Raw genomic sequence first — 16764 nt, 5'->3', positions numbered from 1 at the left:
GGGAGCAAACAGGAAATAAGGGTGTTTCGGGGACTTAAAGATTCCATCCCGAAAAAAGCAAAATAAGGGTATGAAAGCCCCTTAAAGTTGCTGAAAGCCTCTTAAAGTGGTTGCTGAAAGTCCTTTGAAGGCTCTGAAAGTCCTGAAAAGGGTCTGTAAATCCCTGATGAGGTCTGCAACCCCTTGTGGGTCTGACGGATGGAATCAAGTCGTACAACATCCCTGCATGTCTAGTGACAATGGCGGAGAGGACACACCCGTTCCCATCCCGAACACGGAAGTTAAGCTCTCCAGCGCCGATGGTACTTGGGCACGAGCCCTGGGAGAGTAGGTCGTTGCTAGGCACCATAAGACCTGATCTGTTGATCAGGTCTTTTTGATGAAATCCGAATTTCAAAGTACGCCTTAGCCATTGGCTAGGGCGTACTTTTGTATTTACAGCATGTTGTTTTGGAGGTTCAAAAACTCCGGTAACAAATTCATACCCTTGCAAGAATTTTGTATAGTAGCTTGTACAAAAAAACTCCCTCGCTCTCCCGGTCTTACTGGACCATATGAAAAGCTAGGGGAAGAATAGATTATTTTTTAATGCCGTCAATAAAAATATGGGCAAAATAAGAACCGATTTCTTCGGGTGTAAGTTTCCCGCCTTCTTGATACCAACGGTATACCCAGTTGCAGCTTCCGAGAATTGCGAGAGCGATTAAGCGGCTGTTGCCAGGTTTAAATTCGCCTGCTTTTACACCTTCATCAATAATTTGAGCCCAAAGACTCAGGTAACGATCCGTTTCATTTTTGATGACGGTATGATGCTCCGGTTCCAAAGACAAAGCTTCACGCAGCAGAACGGTTGTCATTTCGAGGTTGGCCGCCACGCTTACTACATGATTCTGGATGGCAAGAATCAATCGATCTTTGGCTGATACTTGGGTCTCGATGATTTTTTCAAGCCGGCGGTTGAATCCGCTGATTGACTGCTGAGTAATTTTCATCAACAGTTCTTCTTTGCTGGAGATATAGTGGTAAAGGCTTCCTTTTTGCAGACCTACTTCATCCGCAATGTCTTGGACGGAGGTCGCATGATAGCCTTTTTGTTCAAACAATTTAATCGCTGCCTGGGCAATCTCTTCGTATTTGTTTGACATGCAATGCTCGCTTCCTTTCAGATCCACCATTCAAAGTGACAGAATTCGACTTTTTAGTATTGTATCATATATACTTGGTTTTCCCTTTTTTTTCAATGTTTGTTCAAAAAGTTTGTTCAAAACTATGGGGGTACATATGAAAAATTGGCGCTTTTATTTTTGATCTTGACGGTACATTGTTTCAAACTGAGCAACTGGCGGTTCCGGCCTTTCAAAAAACTTTTGAGAGGTTGCAAGCAGTGGGAATCTATAATAAAAAGGAGCTGCCGAACCCAGATGAGATTACGCAGGTATTTGGGATGACGACGGCAGACATATGGGAAAAATGATTCCTGATGCAACCGACCATCAACGGGCAACAGCGGATGGGTGGCTGCTTGAAGAAGAACCGCGTCTTCTGGAAGAAGGAAATGGACAGCTGTATCCCGAAGTAAAAAAGACACTGCAGCACTATGGAATCAAGGGATGCGCCTGTATATAGCGTCTAATGGAGGGGAACCTTATGTAAAAGGTGTGGCTCGTGCAAAAGGCATTGATAGTTATTTTGACCGGATCTATTCAGCGGGTGAGTTTAAGACTTCACGCAAAGAAGAGCTGGTTGAAAAACTGCTGCTCGATACCGAGGAGCGTGATGCCGTAATGGTGGGAGATCGAAAATCGGATGTTCGTGCCGGAAAAGCAAATGGACTCTTTGTGATCGGTTGTGATTTTGGGTTCGCCAGACCCGGGGAACTGGACGGGGCGGATCGTATTATTCGCCGATTTGAGGAAATTTTGTGCTGGTTTGATATTGCAATTCGAAAATAGAGTGGATATAATTTAATTAAAGGTCAATAATAGTCAAAGTCAATGATGGGAGGTGGTCGCTCTGAGTAATATCTCCGATATCATTGAACAGTATATAAAGCAAATCTTAAAGTCCGGTAACGCCGGTTTTGTAGATGTGAAGCGCAGTGAGCTGGCGGATCGCTTTCAATGCGTTCCTTCACAGATCAATTATGTCATAAGCACCCGATTTACTTTCCAAAAAGGGTATATCGTTGAATCGAAACGCGGCGGCGGTGGATTTATCCGAATTCGCAAAGTGGAACTCGATCCGGACTGTACTCTTTATCAAGCGGTAGTGAAGTTGATTGGATCCCAAATTACGCAACGGGAAGCGGAAGGAATCATTGAACGATTGCTTGAAGAAGAAATTATCACTGACCGTGAGGCGCGAATGCTTGAAGCGGCCGTACACCGCGATGTCTTGCAAGCCGCGATTCCTGAACGGGACCGTCTTCGAGCGAATCTGCTGATTGCTATGATTCGAGCGATTCTGAAAGGATAGGAGGGATTCTGCATGAAGTGTCAGGAATGTGGGCAGCGGCAAGCCACCGTCCATTTCACGAAGATCATCCAAGGTGACAAAAGTGAATTTCATCTGTGCGAGCCATGCGCCAGAGAAAAAGGAGAATGGATGCACAAGGCGGCGGCCGGGTTTTCCCTGAACAGCTTGTTATCCGGATTGTTAAATTTTGAATCGCCGGGTGCCGCTGTATCGGCACCGCCACGATGCAGCAAATGCGGATTAACCTACAATCAGTTTAGTCAGATCGGCCGTTTCGGGTGTACGGAGTGTTATCAACATTTTCGTTCCCGTTTAGAGCCTCTGGTTCGGAAGGTGCACGGATCCACAACCCATATCGGAAAAGTACCGCAGAGAACCGGCGGAAAGATAAAAGCCAAACGGGATTTGGATAAACTACGAGCCCAGTTGCAGGCGGCCGTACAGACGGAAAAGTTTGAGGAAGCAGCCGTTCTCAGGGACAAAATCCGGGAACTGGAGAAGCAACTAGGGACTTAGGGGGTGTCAAGATGTCCATTCATGAATTTCTTAACACAAGCCCCACATGGATGAAGGAAGATGGGCCCGAATCAGATATAGTAATTTCGACGCGTATTCGGATTGCACGCAATCTTGCCCGGTATCCGTTTCCGGTGTTGTTGACGGACAGTGATGCGGAAGCGATTGTGGAGGAAGTTCGCAAAGCGCTTTCGAGTCCTGAAATGCAGCGGATTGGGAAATTTGAATTGTTCCGCAGCCGGGAACTGTCAGACGTTGAACGGCAGGTGTTTGTAGAAAAACACATTATATCTCCCGCTTTGGCTGAGGAGGACAGGCGCAGTGCTTTTGCCGTATTGGGGAACGAATCGGTTTCGGTCATGATCAATGAGGAAGATCATTTGCGGATTCAGTGCATTTTCCCTGGATTTCAGGTTCGCAATGCATGGCTGTCAGCAAGCCGGATTGATGATATTCTAGAAATGAAACTGGATTATGCATTTGACGAAAAATATGGATTTTTGACATCCTGTCCAACGAATGTCGGTACCGGAATACGGGCTTCCGTAATGATGCATCTGCCCGGGCTTGTACTGACCAATCAAATTAACCGAATCTTATCTGCAATTTCTCAAGTTGGTTTGGTTGTTCGCGGGCTTTACGGCGAAGGCAGCGACGCGACGGGCAATCTGTTCCAGGTGTCGAATCAGATTACTTTGGGACAATCGGAAGATGAAATTCTTGAGAATCTCCAAGGGGTTGTCAAACAGATACTCGAACATGAACGTGCTGCCCGCAACCAATTGCTGCGTGAGAACAGGGAAGCTTTGGAAGACCGCATATGGAGATCTTACGGAATTTTGGCATATGCGAGAAAAATCGAATCTAAAGAATCGATGCAAAGGCTGTCGGACATTAAGCTTGGAATTGACCTCCACTTAATCAAGGGTGTTTCAGCAGGAATCCTAAAAGAATTGATGGTTATGACCCGTCCCGCATTTTTGCAAAAGTTAACCGGAAAGGAATTGGCTCCCGGGGAAAGGGATTGGAGGCGGGCATCGATTATTAGGGAACGTTTGCGTTCAGATTCTGCTTTACAATAAATACATTTTGTAAAAGGGGTGGTATAGATGATGTTTGGACGATTTACTGAACGTGCACAAAAAGTATTGGCCTTGGCTCAGGAAGAAGCAAGCCGTTTGGGGCATTCGGGTGTAGGCACAGAGCATATTCTTCTTGGTCTTGTACGGGAGGGCGAAGGAATTGCCGCAAAAGCTTTGGTCAGCCTGGGATTATCCAGTGACAAAGTCCAAAAAGAAGTGGAAAAAATCATTGGGCGCGGTCAAGGACAAACAGGCGGCATGGCTTATACTCCACGCGCGAAGAAAGTAATTGAATTGTCGATTGATGAGGCGCGCAAACTCGGGCATAACTATGTTGGAACCGAGCATATTTTGCTGGGGCTGATTCGTGAAGGCGAAGGAGTTGCCGCACGTGTCCTGTCGAATTTGGGGGTATCCCTGAACAAAGCCCGACAGCAAGTTCTGCAATTGCTGGGAGGCGACGTGAACGATAACAATCAGGAGTCTCCGCAAAACGCAAATACTCCGACGTTAGACTCGCTTGCCCGTGATCTGACGAATATGGCCCGAGATGGGAAATTGGATCCGGTTATCGGTCGGGCAAAAGAAATTGAACGCGTCATTCAGGTATTGTCCCGTCGAACCAAAAATAACCCGGTGCTGATCGGTGAACCCGGTGTCGGGAAAACGGCCATAGCAGAAGGACTGGCACAACGCATTGTGGAAAACGAGATCCCGGAAACTCTCCGCAACAAGCGTGTTATGGTGCTCGACATGGGGACGGTTGTAGCGGGAACAAAATACCGCGGCGAATTTGAAGACCGACTGAAAAAGATCATGGATGAAATTCGCCAGGCCGGAAACATCATTCTGTTTATCGACGAATTGCATACTTTGATTGGTGCTGGTGGTGCGGAAGGAGCGATCGACGCTTCCAACATTCTGAAACCCGCACTGGCACGCGGAGAGCTTCAATGCATTGGCGCGACCACTTTGGATGAATATCGCAAACACATCGAAAAAGATGCGGCCTTGGAGCGAAGATTCCAGCCGATTATGGTCGATCAGCCAAACGTGGAAGATGCAATTCAAATCCTCCACGGTCTGCGTGACCGATATGAAGCTCACCATCGCGTCAAAATCTCCGACGAGGCATTGGAAGCTGCGGTTCGTCTGTCCGACCGTTATATTACTGACCGCTTCCTGCCTGATAAAGCGATTGATCTGATTGATGAAGCAGCATCCCGGGTAAGGCTCCGCACTCATACACAGCCGCCAAATTTGAAAGAGTTGGAAGAAAGACTTGAGGAAGTCCGATTCGAGAAGGAATCTGCCGTGCAGGGCCAAGAGTTTGAAAAAGCGGCCTCTCTGCGTGACAAAGAGCAAAAGCTCCGGGAAGAGCTGGAATCCCGCAAACTTGAATGGCAGCAAAACCAAGTGAAAAAAGACACGGTTGTAACATCTGAAGACATTGCAGATATTGTAGCAATGTGGACGGGGATTCCGGTTCGGAAGCTTGCGGAAGAAGAGAGCGAGCGGCTGATGAATATGGAAGAAATCCTGCATAACCGGGTGATCGGACAGGAAGAGGCAGTTAAAGCAATCTCCCGTGCAGTTCGCCGAGCTCGTGCCGGTCTTAAAGATCCAAAGCGCCCGATTGGATCCTTCATCTTCCTCGGACCGACAGGTGTCGGAAAAACCGAATTGGCCAGAGCTCTCGCGGAAGCGATGTTTGGTGATGAAAACGCCATGATTCGAATCGACATGTCCGAGTATATGGAGCGACACACCACCTCGCGCCTGGTTGGAGCCCCTCCGGGATATGTCGGATATGAGGAAGGCGGGCAGTTGACAGAAGCAGTGCGCCGTAAACCTTATTCTGTAGTGCTGTTGGATGAGATTGAAAAGGCGCATCCGGAAGTATTCAACGTGCTGCTTCAATTGTTGGACGACGGACGACTCACCGATGCGAAGGGCAGAACGGTAGACTTCCGCAATACGATTGTGATCATGACATCCAACGTGGGTGCCCAAACCATCCGTAAAGGCGGCGCCTTGGGCTTTACCGCAACAAAAGAAGCGGACTACATCGATATGAAGGATAAAGTCATGGACGAGTTAAAAAAGCAATTCCGTCCGGAATTCCTCAATCGGATTGACGAGATCATTGTCTTCCATCCGTTGGCGGAAGAACATATCAAAGAGATCGTCAACCTGATGGCCGACGATCTTCGCAAGCGCTTGAAGGAACATGACATCGATTTCCTGTTGTCGGAGGAAGCAAAATCTTTCCTGGCGAAAGAAGGATTCGATCCGACATACGGTGCCCGGCCGCTCAAGCGCGCAATCCAGCGTCATATCGAGGATAACCTGTCGGAAGCACTGCTTACGGGATCGATCCAACGCGGAGACCGCGTGAAGATCGATGTGGAAGGCGATCGGTTAAAAGTGACCAAAATGGAGCATTATCCGGCGGAGGTATAAGTCCGGCTGCGAAGAGAACGTGCCTTTGGCCGTTCTCTTTTTTGTTATCCGACAAACAGGCTATGGTATAATTAATGCTAAGAGGAAGCCCGCAAGGTACCAGATGACTGGCGAGTACATATACGTGTATGTAAGATCGCAATTATTTTATGTGAACGGGAGAAACCAGAGAAGCAATGGCCAAAGCAAAGATCAAATTTGTGTGTCAAGAATGCGGCTTTGAAAGCCTCAAATGGATGGGCAAATGTCCCGGGTGTCACACTTGGAACCGGATGGTAGAAGAAGTCGAGCGTCCGGCTAGAGCAGGCATACCGTCAGGTTTGTCAGCAAACGATTCGAAGGCGGAAAGCATCGATGCGATTGATATATCACAGGAACCTCGGGTATTAACGGGATCGTCAGAGACAGATCGGGTGCTGGGGGGAGGAATAGTTGGCGGTTCCCTTGTTCTGGTCGGTGGAGACCCCGGAATCGGAAAATCGACCCTTTTGCTGCAAACGTCTTCTCAATTGGCGGTAAAGGGACTTAAAGTGTTATATGTCTCCGGTGAGGAATCGGCTCAACAGATTAAAATCCGTGCGGATCGGCTGAATATCCTGACGCCGAACCTTTTGATTTTATCCGAAACCGACCTTACCCGGATTGAAGCGCAAATTGCCGCTGTGAAGCCGGATTTTCTCATCATCGATTCCATTCAGACCATTTTTCATCCGGCAGTCGGGACTACGCCGGGATCTGTCGGACAAGTGCGGGAGTGTACGGGGCATTTATTGCGCATTGCGAAAACATCGGGCATCGCCACGTTTATTGTGGGCCATGTAACCAAAGAAGGTGCCATTGCCGGTCCGAGGATGCTGGAGCATATGGTGGATGCCGTTCTTTATTTTGAGGGGGAACGCCATCATACTTATCGGATTTTGCGTTCGGTAAAGAATCGTTTCGGTTCCACAAACGAGATCGGCATTTTTGAAATGCGGGAAGAAGGACTTGTCGAAGTAGGGAATCCCTCCGAAATGTTTTTGTCAGAACGTTCGCAAGGGGCACCAGGCTCCGCGGTTGTAGCATCTGTTGAAGGCACGCGCCCCGTTTTGGTGGAAATCCAGGCGTTGGTAAGTCCGACTGCTTTCGGAAACCCTCGCAGACATGCCAACGGAATCGATCATAATCGGGTATCGATGATCATGGCGGTACTTGAGAAACGGATGGGTTTATACGTGGGTGCCCAGGATGCTTTTATCAATGTAGTCGGCGGAGTCCGCTTGGATGAACCGGCTGTCGATCTGGGAGTGGCTCTGGCAATCGCATCCAGCTTCAAAGATACTGGAATGGGGCCCAATGATGTGTTTATCGGGGAGGTGGGCCTTGCGGGCGAAATCCGGGGGGTCTCCCGGATCGAACAACGTGTGAAAGAAGCACAAAAACTTGGGTTTACCCGATGCATTATTCCGTCCAAGAATCTAAGAGGTTGGACCCCTCCTGCAGGGATTGAGGTAGTAGGTGTCGATAGTATACAACAGGCGTTCCAAATTGTGTTCCGGGGGTGACCATATGAGAGAGGACATGAAAAAAGACACATCGATCAACAAGCTGTTACGGGTAACCGCGCCAGGAACCGGTTTACGGGAAGGTCTGGAAAACGTGCTTCGGGCGAAGACGGGTGCACTGATCGTGGTTGGACAAACGGAGACGGTCGACAAAATCGTAGATGGCGGATTTCATATTGACTGTGAATTTACCCCCGCGAATTTATATGAGCTTGCCAAAATGGATGGGGCCATTATTATAAGTGAGGATATGAAACGGATTTTGATCGCCAATGCCCAGTTGACCCCCGATTCATCCATCCCGTCTTTTGAAACAGGCACACGCCACCGTACGGCGGAACGGGTAGCAAAGCAAACCGGGCAGCTTGTCATTTGCATTTCGCAGCGACGCGATGTGATCACGCTCTATCAATCCAATTTTCGTTATACATTAAAGGACATCAGCGTAATTCTTTCAAAAGCCAATCAGGCGATCAATACGTTGGAACGTTATAAGGCGGTACTTGATCAATCCTTAACAAATTTGAGCGCCTTGGAATTTGAAGAATTGGTCACTTTGCATGAAGTTGCGATGGTTATGCAAAGAATTGAGATGGTTTTACGCATAAAAAATGAAATTCGACGATATATTACAGAACTAGGGACAGAAGGCCGACTTATCTCCATGCAGCTTGATGAGTTGGTGTCGAAGGTTGACGAAGAGGCATACTTGCTTGTCAAGGATTTCTGCCGCGAGACCGAGTTGACGCCCCATCAAATTCTGACGGAACTGCATTCTCTGTCTGCGGATGATCTGCTCGACGGGGAAGCGATTGTCCGGGTTCTCGGCTACAATACCGATGTGAATATTGCCGATGAACCGGTGTCATCACGCGGGTATCGGATCCTGACCAAAATCCCTCGCCTGCCGCATCCGGTCATCGAGAATTTGGTGTCGCATTTTTCAAGCATCACTCGGATTCTAAGCGCTTCTATCGAAGAATTGGATGATGTGGAGGGAATCGGGGAAGTTCGCGCCAGGTCGATCAAGGAAGGACTTCGCAGAATTCAAGAGCAGGTGTTCATTGACAGGCACATCTAATCTGGTTATTATGGATAGAATACAAGTAATGCAAGATGCGTCAACAAAATTATTTTTGGGGCAGTGTTGACAGGGGGTACCCATATGTTTGTTAAAGCGCTCCCTAGCGCTTTTACGATAGGAAATCTATTTCTTGGAATCATCTCAATTATCTTGGCTTTTAACGATGAATTTGGTTTAGCCGCAATTCTGGTGATTGTCGGAATGCTGCTGGATGGGCTGGATGGCCGCATTGCCAGAGCTCTCGACGTATGCAGTGAGTTTGGGAGGGAATTGGACTCCTTATCTGATGTGATCTCCTTTGGGGTAGCTCCCGCTTTCATCATGTACGGCGTGATTCTGCATGAGCTCGGATGGATCGGCATGATGATCACAAGCATCTTTCCAATTTGTGGGGCTCTGCGATTGGCTCGTTTTAATGTGATGACCACCAACCCGAATTATTTTGTCGGACTTCCGATTACTGCCGCTGGCGGGATCTTGGCTACAATGGCTTTGTATCATAATTTGATACCGGCCTCCAGGGTGTTTCTTCCGATTGCGATGGTAGGGCTATCTTATCTCATGATCTCCCGTATAAAATATCCGAACTTCAAAAAAGTTGGAATTCCCAGAGCGGCCTATTGGATTATTCCGGTGTTAGCCGCGTTTGTAACGTTCGTATTTGTTTATTATCCTGAGCAGGCAAGCAAACTCATTTTCCTGCCATTGGCTTTATATGCACTTTACGGATTAAAAAAAAACTATAGTTCCCGCAAGAAAAAACGTGAAGTGATCGTTCAGGATTCGTATGATTCCAAATTTGAAATGTAAGCCGTTACAGCCCTTCCTGGGCTGTTTTAATTTGTAATTAATATTGACGAAATTGAATGATTTATGTTAACATTAAAATTTCTAAAATTTGACTCCCCTTTTTTCATGTGTTACTCTTGTCCTATAATAAAACATCTTGAATTTCTGCAGATTGTGTTTTTGGAGTGCTAATTTTTGTCTATAATTAAGATGAGGAGGTGAAGGGATGATTAAAAGGATTGTTCATTTGTTTTTTGCCACGATTGGTATGGTTTTGGGTTATACCTTTGGACCCAACTTATTTGAACTCATTCATTTTGAATTTATACAGTTGAATTATCAACCTTTTACATCCCCCTTTTTTGGAGCTGCATTAGGTGGTGCCATCTTTATTCTTGCAACTGCATGGGTGGTGAACTACAGCGTCTCTTTAATTCGTTGGTTCGAAGAGAAGCTTTTAAGGGCTCCATTATCCGATTTGTTTGCCGGTATAGTCGGAACCGTTGCCGGCCTGATCGTTGCCTACCTGCTTTCTCCTGCAATCACCAACATTCCGGTGGTAGGTGAAGTGGTTCAGGCGTTTGCCAGTATTTTGCTTGGAATACTCGGTTTCCGAATCGGTTACAGCAAGCGTGAAGAACTGGTCTCATTTTTCCCGGGCAGATTTGGCGGGAAGGACAAACAAAAAAATCCTGCCAAGTTGGGTGACGCCAAGATCTTGGATACAAGCGTCATCATTGACGGGCGGATTGCGGATATTGTAAAGACCGGATTTTTGGACGGAAGCCTCGTGATTCCTACTTTCGTACTGGAGGAATTACAGCATATCGCGGATTCGTCCGATGTATTAAAACGAAATCGCGGCCGCAGAGGGTTGGATATTCTGAACCGCATCCAGAAAGAGCTTAAAATTAAAGTGAACATTATGGAAATCGATTTCGAAGACATCCAAGAAGTTGATTCCAAATTAATCCGGCTGGCGAAACAGATCAACGGAAAAGTTGTGACCAATGATTTTAACCTTAATAAAGTCTGTGAGCTTCAGGGAGTAGACGTTTTGAATATCAACGATCTGGCCAATGCGGTGAAACCGGTGGTGCTTCCTGGAGAAGAAATTCTGGTGCAGGTCATCAAAGATGGCAAGGAATACGGCCAGGGTATCGGTTATTTGGATGATGGCACAATGATTGTGGTTGAAGGCGGAAAAGAATTCATCGGAACACGGCTGGAAGTGATGGTGACCAGTGTGCTGCAAACTTCAGCTGGACGGATGATTTTTGCAAAGCCAAAACTTCTTGAAAAAGCTCTGTAGCTGGGCAAAGTTTTGGAGTAGAACCAGATTGGGTCTCATCGGTTTGTGAGACCCGTTTTTTCATTTGTTTTTGGGGTATGGAAAGATGTATCGGGCGAGACTTCGTCACTTTAATGGACGACATCTTGGGGAATATGTTGCTGGGGTGGGGGTGTCGAATTGAAAGTTTCTGCGATTGTGGTGGCAGCGGGAACCGGATCTCGAATGAAAAGCGATGTCAAGAAGACATACATGGAGATAGCAGGAGTCCCTCTGATCATTCGCACATTACGGGCGTTGGAGGAGTCCTCCCTGATTAAGGAAATTGTGCTGGTTGTGGGGGAGGAAGATTTGGACGACGCCAAGAGTTTGATGGATCAATATGGGATTCGGCGTGTAATCCGTTATGCTGCGGGAGGTCCGGAACGACAAGATTCGGTTCGCAATGGTTTGCAAGCGGTGGACGATTCGGTTGAACTGGTTCTTGTGCATGATGGAGCACGTCCATTTATAAATGCCGCGGAAATTGATCGGGTGATTCAATCGGCGGCCGAATATGGCGCTGCAACGATTGGGACTCCCGTAAAAGATACGATTAAAAAAGTTGAAAACGGGTTTGTGGCTGAAACAATCCCACGACAGGCTCTTTACGCGGTCCAAACACCTCAAGCGTTTCAGGCAAAACTTCTTCGGGAGTCCCACAAGAAGGCAAGCGAGAGTGGATATCGAAGCACGGATGATGCCTCTTTGGTGGAGTGGACGGGCCATTCGGTAAGAATTGTCGAAGGTTCCTACCGGAATATCAAAATCACCACACCGGAAGATTTAATCATTGCAGAAGCGTTTCTTCGATCACCACAGGCATAGGGAGGGAATTACATGTTTCGGATTGGAACCGGATTTGATGTGCATCAATTGGTGGAAGGTCGTCCTTTAATCATCGGGGGTGTAATGATCCCTTATGAAAAGGGTTTGCTTGGTCATTCGGATGCGGATGTTCTGCTGCATACAGTTAAAGATGCACTGCTGGGGGCGATAGGGGAAGGAGATATCGGAAGGCACTTCCCTGACACGGATGAACGGTATCGGGATGCCGATTCGGTCGAACTGCTTCGCCATGTCTGGGGGATAGTGAAAGAAAAAGGATTTAGGCTCGGAAATATTGACTGTACGGTAATTGCCCAAAAGCCAAAATTGGCCCCCTACATTGAAGAAATGCGGGGTGTAATTGCCAAGGAATTGGAGGCGGACCTGTCTCAGGTAAATGTCAAAGCTACCACCACTGAAAAATTGGGCTTTACGGGACGAGGAGAGGGAATTGCCGCACAAGCGGTTGTATTGCTTGTTAAGGTTGACTAATAGCAAGAGAAGTTCTATATTGTTATTTTAATGGGGATTAAAAGAATCTTTCGGGCCCCCATCAAAGTGCTCGGATTCAACGTCGTAGCTTCGCGTCACTTTGATGGGCCACTCAAGGGGATGAGTCAGATGACAGTACGAGTAAGATATGCACCGAGTCCGACCGGACATTTACATATTGGCGGGGCGCGAACCGCCCTTTTTAACTATCTCCTGGCGAAAAAGCTGGGAGGTACTTATGTATTGCGGATTGAAGATACTGACCAGGCGCGGAATGTGCAAAACGCAGAAGAAAAGTTTCTGGAGAATTTTAAGTGGCTGGGATTAGACTGGGATGAAGGTCCTGGGGTAGGCGGAGAATTTGGCCCCTACAGCTGTATGGAACGTCTGGACATCTATCAGAAATACGTGGACCAACTGCTCGCTGAAGAGAAAGCCTATTCCTGCTATTGCACCGAGGAAGAGCTTGAAAAAGAACGTGAAGCGCTAGTTGCCAAGGGACAAATGCCGCGGTATATGGGACGATGCCGTCACCTCACAGAGGATCAAAAAGCAGCTTTTGAAGCGGAAGGCCGAAAAAAGACGGTTCGATTCCGTGTCCCGGAAGGTCAAATGATCACTTTTACCGACCACGTTCGCGGGAATGTACAGTTTGAATCGGACGGCATCGGTGATTATGTAATTGTCAAATCTGACGGAATCCCGACCTATAACTTTGCCGTCGCGGTTGACGATCATTTGATGAAAATTACGCATGTGATCCGCGGCGAAGAACACCTTTCCAACACACCGCGCCAAATATTGATTTACCAAGCTTTCGGCTGGGATGTTCCTGAATTTGCTCATGTATCTTTGATTCTGAATCAGAACGGGAAAAAGCTTTCCAAGCGTGATGAGTCGATTATTCAGTTTATCGAACAGTATCGGAATCTCGGTTATTTACCGGAAGCGATTCTCAATTTCCTCGCATTGTTGGGGTGGTCACCGGGCGGGGAGCAGGAGATTTTTTCCCTGGAAGAACTGATCCAGGCATTCTCGTTGGATCGGGTCTCCAAATCAGGGGCTGTTTTTGACACTGAGAAGCTGGCTTGGATGAATGGTTACTATATCAAGCAAGCCGATCCGGAACGGATTGTCGAATTGGCGATCCCACAGCTTCAGCAGGCGGGATTGATTGGAGAGACCTTTGATCGCCAGTGGGTGACCGCGTTAGTGTCTTTGCATAAAGAGAAAATGGCTTATGTAGCGGAGTTGCTCGAATTGGCAAAGCAGTTCTTTGAGGAAGAAGTGGCCTACGAAGGGGAAGCGGCTGACGTGCTGAAAGAGCAGCAGGTCCCGGTTGTGGTGGCCGCTTTTCTGGAAAAAGCGAAACAACTTCCCGACTGGAATGCGAACGCGATTCAGGCGGCCCTTAAGGAAATCCAGAAAGAAACAGGTTATAAGGGACGCCCGTTGTTCATGACGGTCCGGGTTGCAGCAACCGGACAAGCCCACGGGCCCGATTTAAACCGGTCCCTGGAGCTTTTGGGCCGGGAACGGGTGATATCCCGCTTGCAAAGAATACTCGAGAAAGAGTAAGCTAATAGTAATTACAAAAAAGTGAAAGAGCACAGCAAGGACCAGTAAGTGTGTGGAACGTGCCAGAGAGTCGTCATCGGGAATCCGGCTGAAAGTGGCGATCACGGAAAATGCGCTGAATGCCCCTTGCTTTCGCGGGAGGAAAAGCGGAATGCTGAGTAATGCCCGACGGAAGCCTCCGTTACAAGGCTTTGAGTGACCCGCATCCCAGGAGTTTAGGAACGATCCGGATTCCCCATAAGTGGTTATCGGGGTCCCCGCAACATGGCGAGACTTGTGCTTTAGCATTTAGCGAGACCTTGCGCGGCATTGCCGCGGTTCCCGTTGTTTGCTGCTTTGTCACATCACTTTGTGGGGTGATTTACTTTACTTTAATGGGCGATGCGTGGGTAAACAGAGTGGAACCGCGGATACAAACCGCCTCTGGTCAACAGGGGCGGTTTTTTGTTTTAAAGATTTTATTGGGGCCCCATCAAAGTACTCGGAATAAGCTGCAAAGGCTCACGTCACTTTGATGGGTGATTTTGGGGGGGAATCTTATGTTTTCATTGATGAAGGAGGATATCAGGGCGGTTTTTGATCGAGACCCTGCTGCAAGAAGCACGTTTGAAGTGGTATTGACCTATTCCGGTTTGCACGCGTTATGGGCGTACCGGATTGCGCATGCTTTTTACAAGAGAAACTATTTTACGCTTGCCCGGTTTATTTCTCAGTTAGCCCGCTTTTTTACCGGAATTGAGATCCACCCCGGGGCAACCATCGGCCGCCGTCTGTTTATCGACCATGGCGCCGGTGTAGTGATTGGGGAGACGGCTGAAATCGGGGACGACGTAACAATCTATCAAGGAGTTACACTTGGAGGAACCGGGAAAGAAAAAGGGAAACGACATCCGACGATCGGAAACCGGGTATTGATTGCCAGCGGGGCGAAAGTACTCGGTTCGATCACAGTGGGAGACAATTCAAAGATCGGAGCGGGGTCGGTTGTACTCAAACCCGTTCCGCCGAATTCGACAGTTGTCGGAGTCCCGGGTCGTGTGGTGATTCAAGACGGACGAAGGCTTGCCGACGATCTGGATCAATGCAACCTGCCTGACCCGGTAATGGAGGCGATCAAGCAGATGCAAGAGGAAATCATTTCGTTGCGAAACGAACTGGAAGAACTGAAAAGTGGGGGCAAGTCGCATGACGATTCGAATTTACAATACTTTGACGCGTCAAAAGGAAGAGTTTAAACCGCAGGAACCGGGCAAGGTTCGCATGTATGTATGCGGACCCACCGTTTACAACTATTTTCACATTGGGAATGCAAGGCCTTTTTTAATCTTTGACGTGATCCGCCGTTATCTTCAATACCAAGGGTTTGAAGTTACGTACGTACAGAATTTCACGGATGTGGATGACAAAATCATCCGGGTGGCAAAGGAGCAAGGCGTTCATCCGCAAGTGGTGGCGGATCGGTTTGTGGAGGCCTATTTTCAGGATTCGGAATTGTTGGGGATTCGAAAAGCTGACGTTCATCCCCGCGTGACGGAACATATGCAGGAAATTCTTTCGATGATTGAAGAGTTGGTTGAAAAAGGGTATGCCTACGCGGTTGACGGGGATGTATATTTCAGCACCAACCAGTTCACTGAGTACGGCAAACTTTCCAAACAGCCGATTGAAGATCTGCTGGCGGGTGCCCGCATTGAAGTGTCCGAGAAAAAACGAAATCCTTTGGACTTCAGCTTGTGGAAAGCAGCCAAACCGGGGGAAGTCAGCTGGCCGTCTCCGTGGGGGGAAGGGCGTCCCGGTTGGCACATCGAATGCTCGGCTATGAGCAAACGATATCTCGGAGATACACTGGATATTCACGCGGGCGGACATGACCTGATTTTTCCCCATCATGAAAATGAAATCGCACAATCGGAAGCTGCGAACGGAAAGCCATTTGCCCGCTACTGGATGCACAATGGGTATATTAATATCAACAATGAGAAGATGTCGAAGTCGCTGGGGAATTTTGTGCTGGTGCATGATTTGGTGCAGCAGTATGAGCCGCGGGTCATTCGGTTTTTTCTCTTGTCCGCACATTACCGCAACCCGATAAATTTCTCCAATGACCTGATCGAACAAGCGGCCATAGGGTTGGAACGTATCGATACTGCAATCTCCAATCTGAACCATTGGTTAACAGCGGCTGAAAAAGGGGATTCTGACAGCAAGGAACACAATCCTGCCTCCTTGCTCGCCAAGTTTATTGAGGCGATGAACGATGACTTCAACACCGCTGATGCAATCGCGGCGGTTTTTGAGCTTGTGCGGGAAGCGAATTCGCATTTGCACAGCGGGAACCCCGATTCAACCACTGTTGAAATGTACCGTGATGCTCTCGTCGAATTGTCGGATGTACTGGGGCTCGGTTCGAACCAACAGGAGGATGAACTGGCGGAGGAAGTGGAGCGTTTAATCGAGGAACGCTCTTTGGCTCGCAAAAATCGCGATTTCAAAAAAGCAGATGAAATTCGTGACCGTTTGGTAGCGATGGGAATTATTCTGGAAGACACACAGCAGGGAGTCCGATGGAAACGGAAGTGAAAC

Annotated in this window: 17 protein-coding genes and 1 rRNA gene; 17 read left to right on the top strand and 1 reads right to left on the bottom strand. The window is 47.9% G+C overall.

The features are described from left to right. The first annotated feature begins 229 nt into the window (after positions 1 to 229). A 5S ribosomal RNA gene (gene rrf, locus ACFO8Q_RS01005) occupies positions 230 to 344 on the top strand. 234 nt (positions 345 to 578) lie between these two features. Here the strand turns inward: rrf and ACFO8Q_RS01000 are convergent. Further along, positions 579 to 1145: a TetR/AcrR family transcriptional regulator gene (locus ACFO8Q_RS01000; RefSeq protein WP_380023611.1), complete on the bottom strand. Its 567-nt coding sequence runs from the start codon at positions 1143 to 1145 to the stop codon at positions 579 to 581. Between the two features lie 176 nt (positions 1146 to 1321). Between ACFO8Q_RS01000 and ACFO8Q_RS00995 the strand changes: the two genes are divergently transcribed. The 16 genes from ACFO8Q_RS00995 (at position 1322) to cysS (ending at position 16761) form a co-directional block, all read left to right on the top strand. Then, positions 1322 to 1474: a hypothetical protein gene (locus tag ACFO8Q_RS00995; protein WP_380023609.1), complete on the top strand. Its 153-nt coding sequence runs from the start codon at positions 1322 to 1324 to the stop codon at positions 1472 to 1474. After that, positions 1462 to 1626, top strand: coding sequence for a hypothetical protein (locus ACFO8Q_RS00990; protein ID WP_380023607.1), 165 nt, complete (start codon positions 1462 to 1464; stop codon positions 1624 to 1626). The genes ACFO8Q_RS00995 and ACFO8Q_RS00990 overlap by 13 nt, the downstream gene beginning before the upstream one ends. After that, positions 1611 to 1952 (top strand): HAD family hydrolase, encoded by a 342-nt coding sequence (locus ACFO8Q_RS00985; protein ID WP_380023606.1) that lies wholly within the window; start codon positions 1611 to 1613, stop codon positions 1950 to 1952. Before ACFO8Q_RS00990 ends, ACFO8Q_RS00985 begins: the two co-directional genes overlap by 16 nt. A gap of 61 nt (positions 1953 to 2013) precedes the next feature. Then, positions 2014 to 2475, top strand: coding sequence for a CtsR family transcriptional regulator (locus ACFO8Q_RS00980; protein ID WP_380023617.1), 462 nt, complete (start codon positions 2014 to 2016; stop codon positions 2473 to 2475). 12 nt (positions 2476 to 2487) lie between these two features. Continuing rightward, positions 2488 to 2991, top strand: a complete 504-nt coding sequence (locus tag ACFO8Q_RS00975; RefSeq protein ID WP_380023605.1) for a UvrB/UvrC motif-containing protein — start codon at positions 2488 to 2490, stop codon at positions 2989 to 2991. Positions 2992 to 3002: 11 nt separating this feature from the next. Then, complete coding sequence (locus tag ACFO8Q_RS00970) at positions 3003 to 4073, top strand: protein arginine kinase (protein WP_380023603.1); 1071 nt, start codon at positions 3003 to 3005, stop codon at positions 4071 to 4073. 27 nt (positions 4074 to 4100) lie between these two features. Further along, positions 4101 to 6536, top strand: a complete 2436-nt coding sequence (locus tag ACFO8Q_RS00965; protein ID WP_380023602.1) for an ATP-dependent Clp protease ATP-binding subunit — start codon at positions 4101 to 4103, stop codon at positions 6534 to 6536. Positions 6537 to 6712: 176 nt separating this feature from the next. After that, entirely contained in the window at positions 6713 to 8080 is a 1368-nt protein-coding gene (gene radA / locus ACFO8Q_RS00960) for a DNA repair protein RadA (RefSeq protein WP_380023601.1), read from the top strand. A gap of 4 nt (positions 8081 to 8084) precedes the next feature. Beyond that, entirely contained in the window at positions 8085 to 9161 is a 1077-nt protein-coding gene (gene disA / locus ACFO8Q_RS00955) for a DNA integrity scanning diadenylate cyclase DisA (protein WP_380023600.1), read from the top strand. A gap of 84 nt (positions 9162 to 9245) precedes the next feature. Further along, the gene (pssA, locus tag ACFO8Q_RS00950) at positions 9246 to 9974 is read left to right on the top strand and encodes a CDP-diacylglycerol--serine O-phosphatidyltransferase (protein ID WP_380023598.1); all 729 of its coding nucleotides are present in this window, start codon (positions 9246 to 9248) and stop codon (positions 9972 to 9974) included. A gap of 205 nt (positions 9975 to 10179) precedes the next feature. Continuing rightward, a complete protein-coding gene (locus ACFO8Q_RS00945; RefSeq protein ID WP_380023597.1) occupies positions 10180 to 11265 on the top strand; it encodes a PIN/TRAM domain-containing protein in 1086 nt (361 codons plus the stop codon). Positions 11266 to 11424: 159 nt separating this feature from the next. Then, positions 11425 to 12111, top strand: a complete 687-nt coding sequence (ispD, locus tag ACFO8Q_RS00940; protein WP_380023596.1) for a 2-C-methyl-D-erythritol 4-phosphate cytidylyltransferase — start codon at positions 11425 to 11427, stop codon at positions 12109 to 12111. Between the two features lie 12 nt (positions 12112 to 12123). Beyond that, positions 12124 to 12603, top strand: a complete 480-nt coding sequence (gene ispF, locus ACFO8Q_RS00935) for a 2-C-methyl-D-erythritol 2,4-cyclodiphosphate synthase (RefSeq protein ID WP_380023594.1) — start codon at positions 12124 to 12126, stop codon at positions 12601 to 12603. A 129-nt stretch (positions 12604 to 12732) separates the two neighbouring features. Next, positions 12733 to 14181 carry a glutamate--tRNA ligase gene (gene gltX / locus ACFO8Q_RS00930; RefSeq protein ID WP_380023592.1) on the top strand — a complete coding sequence of 483 codons (1449 nt, stop codon included), beginning with the start codon at positions 12733 to 12735 and terminating at the stop codon, positions 14179 to 14181. Positions 14182 to 14720: 539 nt separating this feature from the next. Next, entirely contained in the window at positions 14721 to 15416 is a 696-nt protein-coding gene (gene cysE, locus ACFO8Q_RS00925; RefSeq protein ID WP_380023590.1) for a serine O-acetyltransferase, read from the top strand. Next, the gene (cysS, locus tag ACFO8Q_RS00920) at positions 15367 to 16761 is read left to right on the top strand and encodes a cysteine--tRNA ligase (protein ID WP_380023589.1); all 1395 of its coding nucleotides are present in this window, start codon (positions 15367 to 15369) and stop codon (positions 16759 to 16761) included. Before cysE ends, cysS begins: the two co-directional genes overlap by 50 nt. Positions 16762 to 16764 lie beyond the last annotated feature (3 nt).

Source organism: Effusibacillus consociatus, from assembly GCF_042652925.1.
Classification (GTDB): domain Bacteria; phylum Bacillota; class Bacilli; order Tumebacillales; family Effusibacillaceae; genus Effusibacillus; species Effusibacillus consociatus.
The sequence above is the reverse complement of the archived record's forward strand: the minus strand, read 5'-3'. Positions and strand labels throughout refer to the sequence as shown.